The organism is Mucilaginibacter sp. A3364 (genome assembly GCF_059690715.1).
The window spans coordinates 2,507,517-2,526,513 of the sequence record NZ_JCAWED010000001.1; the positions used below are offsets into that span (position 1 = coordinate 2,507,517).

Below are 18,997 nucleotides of genomic sequence, written 5' to 3' on the forward strand. Positions count from 1 at the left end.
TCATCGGGCGGCCATTTGTGCTGCCCGTTTTTATTTACGGCAGATGTAACAACAAACCAATTAGCCATCAGTCTGTTATCATTAAAACCACACACGCTATGATACTGGAATATTTAAAACAGGAATTTGAACAGGAAGTAAATAATACCCGCAAACTACTGGAAATGGTGCCGGCAAAAGATGCGGATTTTAAACCCTCGCCCATATCATGGAATATGGGTCAGCTGGCACAGCACATAGCTACCATTTACTACTGGTATGTTGGTGCCTGTACTATGGATGAGTATGACATGAGCACCGGCAGCCTGGAGCGCGGCGAAACCAACGACCTGCCCGCCACCCTGGCCCTGTTTGAAAGCAATGTAGAAAAAGCCCGCGCCGCGCTAAACACCCTTACCGAAGACAGCCTGCAACAAAACTGGACCATGAAAGCCGGCGGCAAAGTAGTGCTTGGCCCCATACCCCGTGGCGCCGTTATCCGCAACGCGCTGTTTAACCACGTATACCACCACCGCGGCGAAATGATAGTTTACCTGCGTGCTACGGGTAACAAGGTGCCCGGTTTGTATGGCCCTACTTATGAAGATGAGCAGGCAGCAAAATAGCGCTTACAACAAGCAAAAGGCCCCGATGGTAAACCATCGGGGCCTTTTTATTAAAGCTTTTATTATTGTCCTAAATCTGACTATCTTTAGCAAAGATGCAGAAGTATACACATGACTTCTGCATTAAGTATAAAACCAAACCTTATCATGAAAAAAATCATCATCACCGCAATCGCGGTTTTTGCTACATCGCAATTTGCGCATGCGCAATGGACCAGCAGCGGAGGCACTATATCACTAACTACATCAACAGACAATGTAGGCGTTGGCCGCATTAGCACTGCCCGAAAACTGGACGTACTATCAGGAACAGGGGTTACGCCTTTTGCTGCAGAGGGCCCTAACGGGTTTATTTTGGTTGATAATATAGGCTCTGGTCAAAACTTTTACAGGGCAAATGCTTACCATCAATTTCAAGGTACCTCGGGCATTGCACTAATGACGATAAATGCCAATGGCAAAGTAGGTATTGGCACCACATCACCAGGCAGCTTATTATCTTTAAACAGTGATAACCAAACCGATTTGCAGTTAAACAGGGCCGCATCAAAGTATGCCAGGTTAATATTCTCTACCGCAGGCGCTATTAAATGGTATGCAGGTATGGATAATGACCGTACGCCGGGCGCTGAAACTTTTATTATTGAAGACCCAACCGCTGTAAGATTTGCAATAAACAGTGACGGGAATGTTGGTATAGGTACTAGCACGCCAGGTTCCAAGCTCGATGTTTCGGCAACGCTTGCTACCGATAATGCGGCGGGTTCTAATCTTACGATAACAGGGTCTACGGTAAATGAAACTTATATCGCCCAAAAAATTACGGCAACCCACACTAATACGAATACAGGAGGCGGACTAACAGGGCTTGATATGACTATTACCAATAGCGGAAGAGGCATATATGCTACTAACGGAATAGTGGCCCGGGTGATTACAGGCCCACGAAATAGTGGAAGCACAGTAAAAAATCAGTATGCCGGTTATTTTCAGCTTACAGGCTCTTCGGCAACAAGCTCGACGGCCACCTTTCAAAATTATTATGGTATACGAGCCGGGGTAAACAACACTACAGCCATAGGGGAAGGTGGAAATGTTTACGGCGGCTATTTTGCAGGCTCGGGTGTCACTTCCAATAACGTATACGGCGGCTATTTTACGGCATCAGGCGGCACGCACAGTTATGGTATTTATTCTGTCGCCCCAAAAAACTATTTCAGCAGCAACGTAGGCATTGGTACCGATCCGGGCGATGCCATGAATTTATTCATAGATAAAAACATTACCGGTAATACAACAGCGGTAGGTATTAACAATGCCGGCCAGGTTCAACCTGATGTAACTACGGCAGCCTATATGTTTCGGTCTATTGCCAGGGTTGCAAGCGGTGTTACGTTAACTAATCTTACACACTACCGGGCCACAAAAGGCACTTTTAGCAGTCCCCCCACTGCGCAAATGGCTTTTTATGCAGATAATTTAAGCGGTGCCACAAACAACTATGCGTTTTATTCTAATATGAGTGCAGGCACCGGGATATGGAATTTATACATGACCGGAACCGCGCAAAATTATATTGCGGGCTCTGTTGGTATAGGTACAAGTACCCCTGATGAAAAACTTACTGTAAACGGTAATATCCACGCCAAACAGGTAAAGGTTGATAACAACATCCCGGTACCTGATTACGTTTTTGCGCCCGATTACAAGCTTATGCAACTGAAAGATCTGGAAAGCTATATCAATAAAAACAAACACCTACCCGAGATCCCATCGGCCACTGAAATTGAAAAAAACGGTTTGATATTGGGCGATATGAACCTACAGTTATTAAAAAAGGTGGAGGAATTGACCTTATATATCATTAAGCAGGATAAGGTTAACCAATCTTTACAGAAACAAATTAACAAGCTAGTTGCGGCTAAAAGCAAAACCACGCGGAAAAGCAAAAATTAAGGTTGATTTGATTTATACCAAAAAGCCTCAAGACATACATCCCGAGGCTTTTTACATAAAAGTAGTGATCCCATTTGGATTCGAACCAAAGACCTACAGATTAGAAATCTGTTGCTCTATCCAGCTGAGCTATAGTTAAACGCTGTTTTTGACACTTTTTACCGAAAAGTGCACCAAAAGTGCACCGAAAATGTCAATTAATCAATTAAACTTCACTGAACCCTCTATCGTTACAACTAATGACCTTAAACATCGCTCCTTCATATCATTCTACTTCAACGGTAGCCCACAAAGGCAATATCATGGGAAATGTGTAGGCCAAGAGATAAACCCGAACCGCGCAAAGACAACAAGTGAGAAACATCACCTTTTAAACAAGTTAAAGTATGAAATTCACAAAGCTCTTGAAGCTGGAACCTACCCATACGTAGCACCTAGTACCAATGTAAAAGTTGCCGAGTTTAAACCTGAAGATGAGCGTGCGGTTAAGCTACTGTTTGAAGTAGTGAAAGATAAAATCAGGTCGGACTTGAGTAAGAAATACAAGCGTAACCTGAAAGTCGTTTACAGAGAATTTAAAAGATTTATGTCAGAAGAAGAACTGAGCAAGCCCTTGAAAACGATCTCCACCACGCGGATTGAAGCATTTCTTAATCAATTCGCATCTTCAGGCACATACTATATGAATAAACGAAGAGACCTGGGGGTGCTTTTTAACTCCGCTGGTAGGGCTTTTGAACAACCTGTAGTAACGGTGAAGATGTCCTCCAAAAAGAAGTCGAAAGCACAGCTTCATAAGCCTTATGATAAGGCTCAACTTAAACCAATATTTAACTATCTAAGACAACATTATCCGAAGCTACATCTTTGTTGCTTGTTAACTTATAGCTCTTGGCTACGGCCTCATGAAGAAGTTAGATTGTTAACTTTACAGCATTTCAATACAGACTTGACACAAATTATTTTATCAGGTCATGAAAACAAAGGAGGTAAAGTGAGAGTAGTCTACGTTCCTGATTACACTCGGGACGTTCTCGTACCATTCCTATCAAAGATAATGCACAACTGCAACATCTTTACAAACTCCATCAAGCCATTAAATGAAAGTTATTTCAATACAACATGGTCGCGGGCTTTCAAACAGATGTTCGATATTGGGCTCATTACCGAAGGGCAAACAATTTATTCATTCAGACATACTGCCGCTGTCGAAACTTACAGGAGAACTAAGGATGTTTACTTGTTACAAAAGTTATTGGGACACTCCTCAATACTGGTTACGTTAAAATATTTACGAAGCTTGGGCGAGTTTAATTCTGATGAATTGAGAGATGCAGCGCCGACACTTTAGATAAACATTAGGACAGGCAACTACGTGCTTTTTTTAACTTTGAATGTTCATAATAGAAATCAATGTCATCAGCTAACCTTTTATATCATTCATTGAAACTTGTAATAAAAAAAGACTTCCTAAAGTGGTTGTATGGCCATCGCTTTATAGATACCATAGGGTTATCAAAAGATGAAGAGAGTTATAGTAAATTGTGGAGTAATCAACCGGAGAATAAAGCTTTGGTATTTGAGGGAGCGTTTGGCAATAAGTTTAAGTCTTATGTTGAAACTGATAAGTTTAATAATAGCTACAATGAACTATTGCACAAAGTTGGTTTAGCCAATAAACACAAGGATAACTTATTATACTTAACGCTATTTGATTACATTGACACTGAACATCAAAGTCTCGCCTACAACACCCTTATTAGACTTCAGGATTATGCCAAGTTTATTATTGACTTTGCTTTAAACTGCTTGAAACATCTTGATGAAATGTTAGAGAATGAGAAGTATGTACAAATCTATAACATCTTCACGCGAGAGTACATCTTTGTAACTAAAAGCTTTATAACAGAATTGAATGCGTTGCATGATGAAGACTTACTTGATTATATGTCAGATGAAATAATAAGATATAACATTATTAACTTTTACGATTTGAAGTTATATGTACCATTAACTTTTAACCTTTATATTTCTAGCAGTGCGAAAATGGAATTTAAGTCCATTGACGGGTCTACAATACCATATGTCACACTGCCAAATCAAATCAGACATGAGCTTTTAAAACATACAATTGACATGATGTTAAGAGAGCATGAGCGGTATAAAACTGAATTCTATAGTAGAATAATTGAGGGAACCCTTCCAATAATGTTTTATAAAGACATATACACCCAAAGTTATCGCAAAGACATAGGTGGTAATAGCCTTAAAGCTGTTTCGATTGTTCTTAAGGATTACTTAAAGCAGTATACGAGAGTGTCAAAACCTTCTGCTATAGCTCATTTCATCTTTGAGTTAATCTGCTTACTAAAAGGTTTCCAACTTCCTAATGATATTCAGTTGCCTGAAGATCCAAAACAACTAAGAACTTTCTACCTCAAACATGGCTTCAATAGTGAAATGATACGCTACTACATTAGAGATTAAATACCTGTCGTGTAAATGAATATTCAAAGCCTTACAACCAATAGTTGTTAATAATAATTAATTACACTGTGTAACAGGTAGTTATTCGTTAATTCAAGTTTTTTTCTAATATTTCTTAACATCGTCAAAGCCCTGTTTTGATTTGAAGTATCAAAGGCAATTAATAACGGGAACGCTAATGATGTCGAATAAAACTCAATCACCTGGTAGGCGACCCCAAAAAACGACTAGAGTGGACGAAAGACCATGAAAAGATGGCTACAAAGAAGAGGCAAAGCCTCAATTAGTGGCAGTAAGATGTTAGTTACTGCTAAAATGTTTTTAGGGAAGGAAGGCTCCTTGCAATTTATTTCCCCTGATCAGCTCTTCCAATTCAACGACAACAGCCGTGAAGATGATGTGAGCGAGATGAGTGCGTTCTTTGATCTTGCAAAACTTGGTTACAAGCCAATCATTACTCGTAAAACTCGAATTGATCAAGGCGGGAATGTTTACAAGTTTCAGAACTTTAACCGCAATGGTAATTCAGACGGTGCCAAAGTTATCTTGATTGGCAAACTTGCAGAATTCATCGAAGGACTGTATGATAGCAAATACGCTATAGACTTCACCTATGATGACCTCATCGAGGAGGCGGAGCAAGCCTAACAACTCTAACCCAGGGGCACGCCCGCTCCTGGGTTTCTTTCTAACTATTTATTTAATTATTTGACAACACATCGTCTGTGTTGACTGGAGAACTTATATCAAACATGAAGACTTTTAAATTATACAAAGATCAATACATAAGAGACATTGAGCCTTTCAAATCCTTCGGTATTCCCAACAAAAGTGTGGGATATAAAACTTTGCCTGGTTGTGGAATCACATCTTATGCGATAGAATGCATGAAGCAAAATCTTCTGCTAATGCTCGCTAACGTACCTGTAATAAAGGATAAGGTTGCGAAACATAACGCAAAATTTCCTAACGATCCAATTCTGGGTGTTTACAGAGACACAGATGTTGATGATATTGAGGTTTACCTGTTAAAAGATACGCCTTACAAAAAGATTCTTACCACACCGGAGGGCTTCATGAAGAAAGTTCTTAAAGCGTTTGGCGAAGACCGCACCGAGTTTTACAGAAACTACTTTTTTCTCTTCGACGAATGCGAGAAAGCAATTACTGATGTATCATATAGAGAGGCAATTGCGGCACCATTTGATGAATTTTCTAAATTTGATAATAGGGCGCTAGTATCAGCAACGCCCCTACCATACTCAAGTGACCTGTTTAAGGATTTCGAACATTATGTAATTGAACCTCAGTTTACTTACAGCAAGACCATTAAAGTTATAACAACCAATAACGTGCTCGCATCTCTTAAATCGTATTTGGAGGCATTGGATAGTAATCAAATTTGTTTGTTCTTTAATTCGACAGTTGGTATCAAAGCTGTTATTGATGGTCTTGGTATTAAAGACGACTCGGCAGTATTCTGTGCCCAGAAGAGTGTTTCTAAGTTACTAACGATGAAGTTTAAAGACGCAACATCAGACTTTAAGGTTGAAGAAATGAAGAAATATAACTTCTTTACCAGTCGTTACTACTCTGCATTAGATATCGAACTTGACACCAAACCAGACATTGTCATATTGACTGACTTGTTCGCCGCTGAACACAGCACCATCGACCCCAAAACTGAAGCGATACAGATCCCGGGACGGTTTAGAAATGGTTTTAACAGTTTAGCGCATGTAACAAATTTCAATTCTAGTATTGAAGTTATGAATCAAACAGATGCTCTTAATTACCTGGATGGCTCACTTGATCTCCATGAACATATAGTCAATCTACTCGAATCGAGTAAACAAAAGTCAAGTGTTGATATGTTACGTTTTTTCAAAAAGTTTTCTCCAATGGCTAATTTCTACTCCAATGGTAAACGAAATCCTTTTATGATGGACAATGCGTTAAATAACCACAGGGTAAACGGTTATTATCAAAGTGAAACAAATTTACTGCAAGCATATAACGCTCTCGCTGACCACTTTGCCATAACACATCAACCGGAACAATATCCGGTAAGTGACGAAAGCCTGCACCTTCTCAAGTCTGATTTATCCAAAAAGGAACAAATGCGAGAGGCAGCAAAACTGATAAATGATTTGACATGTGAGGTTAAGCCAAATTTTTTTACAATAAGGCTCCCTTACATGGAGGAGCTAAGAAATTCATTAATTGAGTTATACCCGTTTCTCCCGGAAGCAATACGATACTTGGGATTAGCTGGTTTAGAAGCAACAAACTATGTAAAGTCAGCTATAACTAAAGCTATTACTAAAGAAAAGCGTACCAGAGTGGATAGAGATTTTGCTCCATTCGTTCATGCACATTTTGCGAGTATAGATTCAGTTGTCGAAACGCAAATGGTCGAGGATTTGAAATCACTTGCTTCGGAGCATGATTATCCCTACAAAGTAACTGGCTCGCTTATAAAACGGTTCTTTGAAGCAAAACGGACCTCAAAAACTAAAGTCAATACTTGGAAGATAGGCGAACCTATCTGCTTTGGGTCAACTCAAGAATAATGAAAAACTTCTATTTATAGATGCATGATAAAACTTGAATTAACAATCATTCTATCTAACCTTAACTCAAGAATTATCAATAATTAATATTTGTAGAGGTTGTTTAAATCCTGAATTAACAAAGGCTGCCATTCGTGGCCTTTGTTGTTTGAACAACATCCTCAAACTTTTCTTTTACAAGGTTGCCTTTTAAAGCAAGTAGTCCGAATGTTGACCTATGCAAGTTTATCTTTTCTTTGTTCATACGCCCTATTATGCTTATCTTTATGTATAATAAATAACTGGTAGACAGCTTCTTGATTCACGTGTTTTCTTTTTTTGTAGTTTCTACCAGTTATTTATATTAGATGAGTTGCCCTCCCAAGATCACTACAGCACTACTCTGCTCCACACCAGATTATCAAGTGAAAGAAAAACAATAAATAGGAAATGGGCATAAGCACAAACACAAACGATTTGGATAACACAACATCCACAATAGATAAAGACGAGCAAACAGTATTACTTGTAGAGTATGACATCCCTGGCGTAAGGATTGGAAAGAACCTTAAAAAGCGCTACAGACTCCAAGACATATTTGATATCCTTTTGATTGCAACCAATCAGGGGTACTGCGATGGTGGAAGTAGCGGTGAAGGATCTATGACCGTATGCTGCATGGTGAATAACTTTGACGAAGCAAAGCAAGTAATTGAGAAGGCCCTGAATGGCACAAAGTATGGAAATTATACACGCATTGTTGAAGAAAACGCTGCATATTGGAAAGAGCTGTTTCCTCATCAGTTCCCGGACAAAGTTGTTAGCAGTGAAGTTCTATAAGTAAACTCCTGATACATAATAATAAAAGCTGCCTAGTGCAGCTTTTATTGCTTTAAAGAGTTGCCAACACTTTACTTTATAAGGGAATCATTCGAGACGCTACACTGGCTAAGCCTGTTGAAGTCCATTTTTCAAATATATTTTTTTTTAGGGTGCACCTCAAACCCACCCCGGGCTTCTATCTTTAGTTTGCTTAAATATTTAAAGTAATTCTCATATCAGAAATCTTTTGTGTCTTGTAAGCGCATACTGCGCTCTGAAATCAACCCCTCACTTGTTCTCGATCTAAAACAGAAAGTATTTGAAGCTTTCAGGCGGATAGCCTGGGTCGAAAGCGCATCATACCAAACCCAAGGGCATAACTCAGCAAACAGGCTAGCTTTCATACTATCACTGCTGCCCGGTCTGCTTTCGACCAACTTCCGCCAAAGCTCAAATCCAATCAATCATTAACCCAAATCAAGCAACATGCAAAGAACTCAATCAATTCAACAATCAATGTGGCTGCGAGCAGAGACCACACTCGACACTACCTATGAGCAAAAGGCAGCTAACCGTGAGGTTGAAATGGCCTATCATAAAGCCTTAGGTAAGCTTAAACTGCTTTACAAACGTGGTACTTATTGGTTTTATGAGCGCAACCACAAGGTGCATCCAAGTTCACAGAAATGCGCGATTCACGACTTTCGCACAGCAGACGTGATGTTCTACTTGGCTTGTGATGACTTATGCGTCTACAACATTTGCTATCGGATATTCGATAGTGAAATCGAAGCTAAAATCCAAGCTATCATAGATGCCATCAAGCCGCAGTCATGCGTTTCATTATCAACCAATGCTATTCACCTACAGGAAGTGTTACAACGATTCAAAAATGAATCGAAGTTCGTTACCCGGAAGGATTAGTAGACTTCACACTCTTATCAAGGCCTGACATTACACGTCAGGCCTTTCTTGTATATAAACCTCAACAACTTACACCAAATGAAAGAATTCAAAACCTTTGGTAACATTCTCCAACAACACTATCCATTACCAAACCAGCGAGGCACTAAGCGTTGGATTCTCGCACAGCGTAGGCATTGTAAAGTGCTTCATCAAACAGATAACTATTCTATTGAAGTAGCTTATATCAGAGTTCTGAATTATGTTAAACAGCGCTGTTTGCAAGTTGGTGAAATTTACTATGAGCGCGATTATCGGCAAGACAGGTCGGAGGGTCTAGCAGGGATGCACTGCATCATCACTCCACATTTCTACTGGAGACTTGACTGCGAGTTTACATTCAATTATGTTGTCAGCTTCGTTTTTAATAACTGCATTTATGAGCATGAGATTAGAAAGCTACTTGCTGCATATCCTTTGGATAGAACAGCTACGGAGAAACAACTTTCGCCTGACTTCAACTCGTTCTACAACTCAGTGCTAGCGATTCAAGAACCTGAGCACATTCATTCCTTTACAAGGTAATCTTTCGAGACAGCCTTATACCATATTACGCAAGCTTGGCTTAATCAGCCAGGCTTGCTTCATTTAACAACCAATCATTAACTATTAACTCAACTTACAATTGGAAACACAAACCAACGAGCAGGACTCATCGAAAGTCCACGAACAACTTGACATTGAAGGCCATTCTAAAAAAGCTGTTTCATGCAGAGCGTATAAAACTATAGTCGACAACATCATTGCTTTACTTGCTAGCGATGAGTGTCCAGTTGAATACTCAAAGTACTTCCAGGTCAAGGAAGATACCAATGGTTATGAGCCGGAAATGAGGTATCACTTCTACTCACCGTTGCTAACACTTTCGATTAGCGACTACTATGGAGATTACTGGATTCTGTACTCAATCGACACAAGTTTGGGCTGTCCTTACTTCAACGCGGCGTTGGTACGGGTTATTTACATCTACACATGCGTAGATCGAACCGGGATAAACATCGAAAGGAATGTTGCGGTAATCTTTCATCGTCCTAATGGCTATCAGCAAGTGGTGAGTGGCCTTTCAGGCGCACAGGAAGTAGTGCTAAAGGATGCAAGCAAATCAACCTATGACACAGAGGATTTACCTTATTAACCATGAAACAACTAAACAACAAATCAGCAACATCCCCTTATAATAAGGAGGTCAAGGCAACATACTTCAAAGTCCTTAAAGAAGCCAAAGCCTTACTCGCAACGCTAGAACGTGACGAGTTACGACATTCATTAATTCGTGAGGACCGGCTAAGCTCCACACCAAGTAGAGTTATACATGAGTTTTGCAACCCACTTCTGTACCTACGCTTAGAAAGTTATGCAGATGGTAAGTTTGGGGTTCGATACGGGTTCGAGCCTTGCGAAAGTTATAGTCACATAACAGCAGCATTTGTTCGCTTTCTTTACAAGGTCACTATGCAAGGAGCAACGTCAGAAGACATCGAAAGCAGTATCAACACAGGTTTCTTTGTGCATAATCCTGATGAAATGTACGAATACTTGGAAGAGCGGATGAAGCACCACACGTTCTATTTGATACCTTACAAGCCATCAACAAGCAAAAGAAAACAAATGATGGCAGTGGCTTAGTATCACAACAGTTTATTAACTTTACAACCATAACAAAGGAGGAAACCGCAAACAGTACTACACTAACATATAGATAAAAGATTGAGCGTTGCTTAATTTGTTCTGCACTAGAAATCGGGAAAATTTCAAACATACAGGAACAAATGAGTTCAACGTCCATGCGCGAGAGCGTCTGGGCGAAGACTTGTTTGTTGTATGTGGGCTTTTCCCGAGCCTCTAGTGCGCAAATGGAGTTTAGTCCAGGCGCTCTTGTGTTATAAACTACCGATAAGGACTACTCGGTACCTAACTTCAATCACAACAAATGAAAAGATTATTAGTCCTACTGATCCCTTTCTTTCTAATCATTTCCTGCAAGAAAGACAGTTCAAGTTCGCAAACACCATCGGGAACTATTGACCCTACCGATATCAAACTTCAATCTCTAACGCTAGACCCCAGTGCTATAACACTGAAAGTTAACGAGACCAAGCAACTTACTTTTACGGCACTACCTACCAATGCATCTAACAAGGTAATAGCTTATACTTCTTCGGACCAATCTATAGCTTCCGTATCTGATGTAGGCTTGGTAAAAGCTATTAAGTCTGGAACAGCTACAATCAGCGCGACCAATGTCAAATCAGGGCTGGTTGCACAATGCAAAGTAACCGTATCGCCTATTCTTGTCAGTTCAATAACAATCAGTATTGAAACTATCTCAGGTTCAACATTGGGTTATACCAAGCAACTAACGGCTACTGTGCTACCTGCAAATGCCGCCAATACAAAGATTACTTGGTACTCGTCTGACCCAACTAAAGTAAGTGTTAGTTCCGATGGTTTGATAACTGTTCTCGGCTATGGTATGGCTATCATAACTGCCAAGAGTAACGATGGCAGCAACATCACTTCCAATACTTGCACTGTAACCGTAACTAAGTAGTAGTCATGAGTACAAATTTAGATTTGACCAAGCACTTTACAGATTGCAAGGTCTTATTCCCACTTAACGCTAGTTGCGCTAAAGTGCTTAACGAACTCTTTGTTATTGGGTTAAGTATCAATCAATTTGAAGACAAGTACAGAGGTAGTACTAAGTCAAACATCAGACTTAATACACCAAGTTATCAATCGAGCGTTCAGTATAACATTGCAACGGACATCTGGGGACCTAAAGAATTTGTAATAGTAAACAAAGGTGGAGGTGATTACGAAGCTGGACTCGTCTACGCCATACGTGAAACTTCCGAGTTTTGGACTGTTGACAACTACCTAAGTAAACTTCCTGATTGTGATTTGGTCTTGGATAATCCGGGTAACAAGATGTATAGGCTTTGGCCACCTTACACGACTTGGGAGCGTACAAGAGAAATAATCATTGCTACGCAGCGCCATACCGAAAAGGCCACAATGGTAACTGTATTATTGAACTTCTAGTGCCTCAATTCTATGAAATACAATCCAATCACTAACACACTCTTTGATGATAAAATGGTTGTGCTGAAACAACTCCATTGTCCAATAGCTAAGCGGTGGGACGAATTGGTAAATGAACCGCATAGCCAAGACAGGCTATGCGGTTCTTGCAATCACCATGTTGTCGAAACCTCGCTTTTACAAGGGGAAGCTGTCGAAACCTTGCTCAAACAAAACCCACACACATGCTTGAAAGTTGACTTAAATCAACCTAACATTACAATTACCTATGATAAATAATTTATTAGCTCTATTCATTAAGAAGCCAAACGATTGTAATGAAGGTAGCCTGCGCATTATCAGAACCGCAAGGTCAGTTGACGACATAAACGAAGCCATTAAGCAGGGTTACTGGCCGCTAGTGAAACCTGTACAGCCATCAGCGAAAATACATGGTAAGTATGCAATATTTCAGAACCAATCAACTGGTGAGATCAAAGTCGTTAATGATTACAGGGAGTCACATGAAGAGGGATATAAAACTGTTATCGACTTCACTTCATACTATCCTTACACCTTTGAAAATCCTTATGCAGCGTATCTTATACCATCTGATATCAAAACTGGTGAACAAGTTTTGTTAGAGGATCTTATTGAGGATATAGTTGGCTCACACTGGAACCAAGGAGATGTTTATCGTTTAAAATCCTGTAAAGCTACTTGGGATGGTAAAGAGTTTGTATTACAGCAAGTACCAAATAGAGAGTTAGCTGTAATTGGATAATATTATTTCCGCGTACTTTTCAATGGGTCAATCCTTTTTTTGACGTCTATGGCGTTCGACGTTTTTATTAAACTCAAAGATGAACAAACTACTCAACACCCACATTATCATCACAATTGCTAGCGATAAATCAATCGTTTGCCAATTGTCTTTAGTAATGATGATCTTTATGAATGGATTAAACAATATTGCGAATAAAAGGCACAATATGGCTATTACACTTTGCTGTTCTTTATACTTAATGTAAGCCAGCCATGCAAATAAGCTTGTAACAGCAATTCTCATGAATTGATAATAAGCATAAGGCATATTTAACAAGCATAGAAGCAACATTAAAGCTATTGTTGCTTTAAGGGCGTTCGAGTGGTTCATGTTCTTGTGGGTCATAGTAAACAGAATCTACTTTCAACGAAATGACATAGGTTGTGTCTCGCAAGTTGAGTTTAACTTCTTTATTTTCTTTTGCGGTTTGAAGAAACCGTTCATCCTCATGGCTGTAATAATAAGCAAACCAAGAGCCTAATACAATTGAGATGAGCAACCAAATGCCACCAGAGCTATCTTGGGATTCTTTTTTCATAATTAGTGATTCACGTACTAGAATCTATCTTAACATATTACGCTCTTTTAATATATGCGAACCATGCCTCGCTTGTCAGAGTCTAAAGACCATTGAACTTGCCAAGTCTTGCCATTTGTATGGTCTAATAGGATGAACGTATATATATTAGTAGTAAGATAAAGGCCAAACCTATCATTGCTTTCTTCTTCAGCGGATACTAATGCAGTAGAATTGATTTGTATTGTTGTGCGGTCTTTCTCGCTACCATGTTGCACTTGCCATACAAGTCCATTTCTGGTATTTAATTTAACAAAGTTCCAAATGTTTGTAGTTGGGAACAGTCGATAAGCAGCACTACCTACATATTGATTAGATGTCATTGATATCTTTTGCTCGGACTGTGCAAATGACCTTGAAAAACATAGTGTCAATGTGTAGAAAAGTATAAGGCTTATAATGAGTGGGTTAATACGCATGATTGTGGTATTTTAGGTTTAAGCAAATATAAGAGTAATCGACGTTGCAGCAATACCTCAATAATTTAAGCTGTTAAAAGATTAAATTTACGTACTTTGATGCACCTTATCACATCATGGAGCAACATCATTTCAAAAGCCTACTTAGTCAAGTAACCACTTTAAACAATCATTACAAAAGGATTAATGAGTTAACGGGAGAGAACTTTAATGTCTTTCGCATACTCAAACTTGAATCCTCAGAAGTTCGGATGCATTCAGCCTTCATCGCTGAACTGCTCAATCCCAAGGGAAGCCATGGGCAAAAGGATACGTTCCTACGTCTCTTCATAGATCAGTTTTGCTTCAGGAAAAACGAGTTTGACACTACCAATTGCCAGTCTAACGTTGAACTACATACTGCGTTTATAAGTGAAGATGGCGCCGAAGGTGGACGTATCGATGTGATAGTTACAGATCAATACCACAATAAAATTATCATTGAGAACAAGATATATGCAGGAGACCAAAATCAACAACTGTTGAGATATCATAACCATGACACTAAAGCAGATTTGTTTTACCTTACTTTATACGGGAAGGCACCCAGCGATTCCAGCAAGGGGAACTTAAAAGAAAACATTGATTTCAAATGTCTATCTTATAAATCTGATATTATTAAATGGTTGGAAGACTGTAGAAAGGAAGTAACGGTTTACCCAATAGTGCGTGAGTCTATAACTCAATACATCAACCTCATCAAGTACCTAACCAATCAAACCATCAATCGAACCATGCAAAAAGAGCTTAATGGCATAATAAAGTCAAACCTTGAAGCCTCCTTTACAATTTCTGACAATCTAGATAATGCTTTAAATGAAGTTTTGAAAGACTTTACTCCAGAATTAGAAGGCGTGTGTCAGTCGCTAGGTTTAAAATGTTCAAATAAGGTCAACTTCGAAGAGCGATATACTGGCTTTTGGATATGGAAAGAGAACTGGAAGTATGCCAATATTGGATTTCAATTTCAAAACTATGACAAGGAGTTGATATATGGTATTGCAGCCAAACGGAATCCTGACCAGTTCCCTACAGACCTTAGAAAGCAATTAAACATTTTGGCTAACAATACCAAAAAGGTAAACGGCTGGTGGCCTTGGTTTAATTATGTCGAGGCACCCTATGGCAATTGGAGCAAGTATGAAGCATGGAAAGCAATTGAAGACGGCTCTATGTTATCTAATTTTAAAGAGAAAATCTCTTATCTAATAAAACTTACTGACGGGATAAGTTTATAACCTATCGGTCCAACATTCCACAGAGGGACATTGCTTAAATATAACAAGCCCTCGCTTACCTTACCCTCTTTCTGTTGCTCACATAGGGATAAGGTAAGCTCTGCTTATTCTTGTCTATCGCACAGGGCCTTTCACGCACAGGAAATAAGGCGTTTCGCATTCCTTACACTCACAATCTTTGCACCAAGTTGCGTTCATGGTAATAAGCTTATCAGCACATTACCATTCACCGGCGGTTGCCGACTTGTCACATCGCTTGTCATGAGTGAGCAGAATGCTCCACACTCACTTTCTCTCGATTTCAGCAACTCTCACTTATGCTGCACATCACTTGGTTTGCAACCAGGTGATGCTTGCAACGTTCAAGATGCGTAAATCGAAGCGTTCGTATTGTCTGGCTCGCCTACGCCTAAGCAAGAAGCTGCTCAACTTTCACACAGTTTGAGGTGGCCATGCGCACAACCTGTTGTCAAACTATCCGCCAGTTGTTTGTCGCAGATACTGAACAGTCGCGTTTTACGCTTTCTCTGCTCAGACTTCTTGCTTTGCTCGCAACCACCTGCGTTGCTCTTCGGTGGTTTTGGACGGCTCGGTTTATTGTTTACCAGTTCCAGAAAGTGCCATCTGTCAACATTTTTTTGTTTTGCTTGAAATCACTATATTAGACTACCAATATAACCTTATGGCAACCTCAGTTATATCAGCTTTTAGTGAATTTAATAAAAATATAGTAAATCTAGATCCCGACCGAACGACAAAAGGTCGAGCTAGTAGGGATTGGCTAATTGAGCAACTATTAAAGCTTCCAGACAGAATTGACGACTTTCCGAATTTGTATGAAGGAATGCATATAAAGTATGGCTCCTTTGCGAGAAACACTAAGATTAGACCTTTAGATGATATTGATTTAATGCTGACGTTTAGAGCGGACGGTGCAACCTATCTTATGGAAAGTTATGGCAAAAAGTATATTCTTTCAGCTCCGGAAACTTCGATAAAACTAAGAAAGCTTTGCAACAATGATGGAACAATCAATTCTATAAAAATGGTTAACAAAGTTGTATCCGCTTTGAGTGGTATTGAGCATTACAGATCAGCAGATATACACAGGAGACAGGAGGCTGCTACGTTAAACTTAAGCTCTTATGAATGGAACTTTGACATTGTTCCTGCTTTTTATACAGATACAGGTTACTACCTAATTCCCGACGGAAGTGGTGGGTGGAAAGCGTCGGACCCTCGCATTGATCAAACTCGCGTAAAAGATCTAAATACGAAGCATAAGAGCAGGCTTTTGCAAACGATTAGAACCGTTAAGAATTGGAGTAAAAGGGCAAAGATACCTTCTATGTCATCTTATTTGCTAGAAAATTTGATTCTTAATTACGCGGAGTCGACAGACGAATTGAGTGAATATATCGATGCTAACCTTATTCTGTTTTGGAAATACCTGAAGACCGCCGTCTATGGAGGCGTTCAAGACCCTAAGGGCTTTCAAGGGAACCTGAATACTTTGACATATGAAGAGATGACGATAATTTCCGACAAAGCCTCCAACTGCTACGAACAAGGCAAGTTAGCTTGGAGTTATGAGGTTGACGAGAAAGATCAAGAGAAATCTATAACTAAGTGGCGGCAAATTTTAGGCGATGACTTCCCAGCATATGGATAGTATTGGTGCACACATAGTGGTTGAACAAAACAAAGCGCAACGTATAGCAGAGTTGAGTGCTCAAAGGCAAATCTATTCCGAAGCCAAACAACTGTTTTATGTTCAATTGGTAATAGCTGTGCCTATCCCAATCATGATTTCCTTTATTCAAGTATTCTATACAAATGCCGCCAAACTTAGTTGGGTCTTTGCCTTTTACAGTATTGTCGCAAGCATTACAGAGATCTTTATTGAGGGTGAAATTGCCAAAAAGAAACAAGTCGCAGCCGCAATACAAGAGCAGTTTGACTGCAATGTGCTAAACATACCTTGGAATAAAGTTTTGGTTAAAGAAAGACCAAAGCCCGAAGCTATATTTAAAAGTTCTACCAAGTTTAAGTCTAAGGCCGACCTGAGTCGGTTATATGATTGGTACTCTCCTGTTTTAGTAGAAGTTGCGACAAATGCGGCAACTTTGATTGCCCAACGGGCTAATTGCACCTATGACTTTTCACTTAGAAAAAAGTTTAACTACATTATACTTAGTTTAGCTTTGTTAACCCTAATATCCACCATATGGACAACCCTTGCGATTGGCCTTACGATGCAAACATTCTTTTCCAATATTGCATTGCCAATGTTGCCAATAACGCTGGTTGTTATTAAGCAGATACGTTTAAACAATGAGTCATTAAATAATTTGGAAGAGCTTAGAAGCGTAGTAGAATCTTGTCTTGAGAGTATTACACGACAGTCAAACCTTTCAATAGATGTTATTCGTCAGATCCAGGACAAAATTTATTGTAATAGAACATCCAGCCCATTAATGCCCGACATACTGTACAGTATGTTGTGGGGTAAGTTGGAAGAAGAAATGAAATTTTCTACAGAGGCGAAAATAGAGGAACTGTGATAACATCTCAAGAATTCTCTCCCCAAAGTTAGTTTCACATCATCACATAGCCGCTTCGCTTCAAGGTTGTACAACAAACCGGGGTATCCATGAATGGAGCCTCCACAGCTTTGTTGTCTCCACCTTGCCTTAGTGATGCTGTTCAGCAGTCCGTTTCTTCGAGAATTCACTCGAACTAAAACTTACTGCTATGACAGAAATCAAAGAACTATTTACTGAATTTAACCGCTACGCATACGGACAATCCCTTCACAACGCATTCACTGACATGCTTGATTGGATGCTGTTACCTTTTAAAAGGTATGACAAAGCAATTGAACAAAATGAGGCACTCGAAACCTACCAATCTCATCCAAAGGTTGAACACCTGGTTAAACTTATATCGCTGATAGGTGAACTGTCAGAAGGATTCCGCGACCCGCTTGGTGAGTTGTTTATGCAAGCTATCAGCAACGGTCACAATGGTCAGTTCTTCACGCCAACTCCAATAGCGGATATGATGGCTATGATGCAAGTGGGTGATTCCATTGAACCAGGTAAGCGAGTTAGTGATCCAGCTTGCGGTAGTGGCAGGATGTTGCTTGCAGTAGCTAAACTTAATCGCAGTAGCTTGTTGTACGGTGCAGACCTTGATATTACGTGTTGTAAAATGGCGTTGCTCAACATGCTGCTTAACTCACTTAGTGGGGAAATAGCTCACATGAACACACTTAGCAATGAGTTTTATAGAGGCTTCAAGGTTGGTACAGTACTGTTTGATGGGTTCCATATGCCTTATTACAAAGAATTCACAGAACCTGAGTTAAGTTACATTTGGTTACGACCTTTAAAAGTTCAGGAGGTTAAGGCAAAGTTTAATAAATCTTTTAATCCAACACGTTCAAATGTGTTCACTGCCGAACAAGGGTCGCTATTTGATTAGTAG

General features: G+C 39.7%; 21 protein-coding genes. 18 read left to right on the forward strand and 3 right to left on the reverse strand.

What is annotated here, in order from left to right; genetic code table 11:
- The first annotated feature begins 98 nt into the window (after nt 1-98).
- The 14 genes from AC59JT_RS11190 to AC59JT_RS11255 all read left to right on the forward strand — a co-directional run bounded on the left by AC59JT_RS11190 (nt 99) and on the right by AC59JT_RS11255 (nt 13,193).
- Nucleotides 99-605, forward strand: a complete 507-nt coding sequence (locus AC59JT_RS11190; protein ID WP_497398771.1) for a DinB family protein — start codon at nt 99-101, stop codon at nt 603-605.
- 147 nt (nt 606-752) lie between these two features.
- Nucleotides 753-2,561, forward strand: a complete 1,809-nt coding sequence (locus AC59JT_RS11195; RefSeq protein ID WP_497398773.1) for an autotransporter outer membrane beta-barrel domain-containing protein — start codon at nt 753-755, stop codon at nt 2,559-2,561.
- A gap of 190 nt (nt 2,562-2,751) precedes the next feature.
- Nucleotides 2,752-3,912 carry a tyrosine-type recombinase/integrase gene (locus AC59JT_RS11200; protein ID WP_497398775.1) on the forward strand — a complete coding sequence of 387 codons (1,161 nt, stop codon included), beginning with the start codon at nt 2,752-2,754 and terminating at the stop codon, nt 3,910-3,912.
- Nucleotides 3,913-4,004: 92 nt separating this feature from the next.
- Nucleotides 4,005-5,048 carry a hypothetical protein gene (locus AC59JT_RS11205; protein WP_497398777.1) on the forward strand — a complete coding sequence of 348 codons (1,044 nt, stop codon included), beginning with the start codon at nt 4,005-4,007 and terminating at the stop codon, nt 5,046-5,048.
- 246 nt (nt 5,049-5,294) lie between these two features.
- A complete protein-coding gene (locus AC59JT_RS11210; protein WP_497398779.1) occupies nt 5,295-5,696 on the forward strand; it encodes a hypothetical protein in 402 nt (133 codons plus the stop codon).
- Nucleotides 5,697-5,800: 104 nt separating this feature from the next.
- Entirely contained in the window at nt 5,801-7,621 is a 1,821-nt protein-coding gene (locus AC59JT_RS11215; protein WP_497398781.1) for a hypothetical protein, read from the forward strand.
- A 429-nt stretch (nt 7,622-8,050) separates the two neighbouring features.
- Nucleotides 8,051-8,440: a hypothetical protein gene (locus AC59JT_RS11220; RefSeq protein ID WP_497398783.1), complete on the forward strand. Its 390-nt coding sequence runs from the start codon at nt 8,051-8,053 to the stop codon at nt 8,438-8,440.
- A 468-nt stretch (nt 8,441-8,908) separates the two neighbouring features.
- Entirely contained in the window at nt 8,909-9,346 is a 438-nt protein-coding gene (locus AC59JT_RS11225; RefSeq protein ID WP_497398785.1) for a hypothetical protein, read from the forward strand.
- Between the two features lie 78 nt (nt 9,347-9,424).
- A complete protein-coding gene (locus AC59JT_RS11230) occupies nt 9,425-9,910 on the forward strand; it encodes a hypothetical protein (RefSeq protein ID WP_497398787.1) in 486 nt (161 codons plus the stop codon).
- A 100-nt stretch (nt 9,911-10,010) separates the two neighbouring features.
- Nucleotides 10,011-10,520: a hypothetical protein gene (locus tag AC59JT_RS11235; RefSeq protein WP_497398789.1), complete on the forward strand. Its 510-nt coding sequence runs from the start codon at nt 10,011-10,013 to the stop codon at nt 10,518-10,520.
- A gap of 2 nt (nt 10,521-10,522) precedes the next feature.
- A complete protein-coding gene (locus tag AC59JT_RS11240; protein ID WP_497398791.1) occupies nt 10,523-11,011 on the forward strand; it encodes a hypothetical protein in 489 nt (162 codons plus the stop codon).
- Between the two features lie 304 nt (nt 11,012-11,315).
- Complete coding sequence (locus tag AC59JT_RS11245; RefSeq protein ID WP_497398793.1) at nt 11,316-11,936, forward strand: Ig-like domain-containing protein; 621 nt, start codon at nt 11,316-11,318, stop codon at nt 11,934-11,936.
- A 5-nt stretch (nt 11,937-11,941) separates the two neighbouring features.
- Complete coding sequence (locus tag AC59JT_RS11250; RefSeq protein ID WP_497398795.1) at nt 11,942-12,430, forward strand: hypothetical protein; 489 nt, start codon at nt 11,942-11,944, stop codon at nt 12,428-12,430.
- 268 nt (nt 12,431-12,698) lie between these two features.
- On the forward strand, nt 12,699-13,193 hold the full coding sequence (locus AC59JT_RS11255; RefSeq protein ID WP_497398797.1) for a hypothetical protein: 495 nt from the start codon (nt 12,699-12,701) through the stop codon (nt 13,191-13,193).
- Between the two features lie 27 nt (nt 13,194-13,220).
- Here AC59JT_RS11255 and AC59JT_RS11260 read toward each other — a convergent pair whose 3' ends face one another.
- Genes AC59JT_RS11260 through AC59JT_RS11270 form a run of 3 tightly spaced genes read right to left on the reverse strand, consistent with a single transcriptional unit; the run spans nt 13,221 to nt 14,231 of the window.
- The gene (locus AC59JT_RS11260; protein ID WP_497398799.1) at nt 13,221-13,580 is read right to left on the reverse strand and encodes a DUF6804 family protein; all 360 of its coding nucleotides are present in this window, start codon (nt 13,578-13,580) and stop codon (nt 13,221-13,223) included.
- Nucleotides 13,543-13,773 (reverse strand): hypothetical protein, encoded by a 231-nt coding sequence (locus AC59JT_RS11265; RefSeq protein WP_497398801.1) that lies wholly within the window; start codon nt 13,771-13,773, stop codon nt 13,543-13,545. The genes AC59JT_RS11260 and AC59JT_RS11265 overlap by 38 nt, the downstream gene beginning before the upstream one ends.
- A 47-nt stretch (nt 13,774-13,820) precedes the next feature.
- Nucleotides 13,821-14,231, reverse strand: coding sequence for a hypothetical protein (locus AC59JT_RS11270; protein WP_497398803.1), 411 nt, complete (start codon nt 14,229-14,231; stop codon nt 13,821-13,823).
- Nucleotides 14,232-14,347: 116 nt separating this feature from the next.
- Here AC59JT_RS11270 and AC59JT_RS11275 point away from each other — a divergent pair, with 116 nt between their 5' ends.
- The 4 genes from AC59JT_RS11275 to AC59JT_RS11290 all read left to right on the forward strand — a co-directional run bounded on the left by AC59JT_RS11275 (nt 14,348) and on the right by AC59JT_RS11290 (nt 18,994).
- Entirely contained in the window at nt 14,348-15,508 is a 1,161-nt protein-coding gene (locus tag AC59JT_RS11275; RefSeq protein ID WP_497398805.1) for a PDDEXK-like family protein, read from the forward strand.
- Nucleotides 15,509-16,190: 682 nt separating this feature from the next.
- On the forward strand, nt 16,191-17,180 hold the full coding sequence (locus AC59JT_RS11280; RefSeq protein WP_497398807.1) for a hypothetical protein: 990 nt from the start codon (nt 16,191-16,193) through the stop codon (nt 17,178-17,180).
- Nucleotides 17,173-18,072 (forward strand): S-4TM family putative pore-forming effector, encoded by a 900-nt coding sequence (locus AC59JT_RS11285; RefSeq protein ID WP_497398809.1) that lies wholly within the window; start codon nt 17,173-17,175, stop codon nt 18,070-18,072. The genes AC59JT_RS11280 and AC59JT_RS11285 overlap by 8 nt, the downstream gene beginning before the upstream one ends.
- 190 nt (nt 18,073-18,262) lie before the next feature.
- Nucleotides 18,263-18,994, forward strand: coding sequence for an N-6 DNA methylase (locus AC59JT_RS11290; protein WP_497398811.1), 732 nt, complete (start codon nt 18,263-18,265; stop codon nt 18,992-18,994).
- The last annotated feature ends 3 nt before the right edge of the window (nt 18,995-18,997 follow it).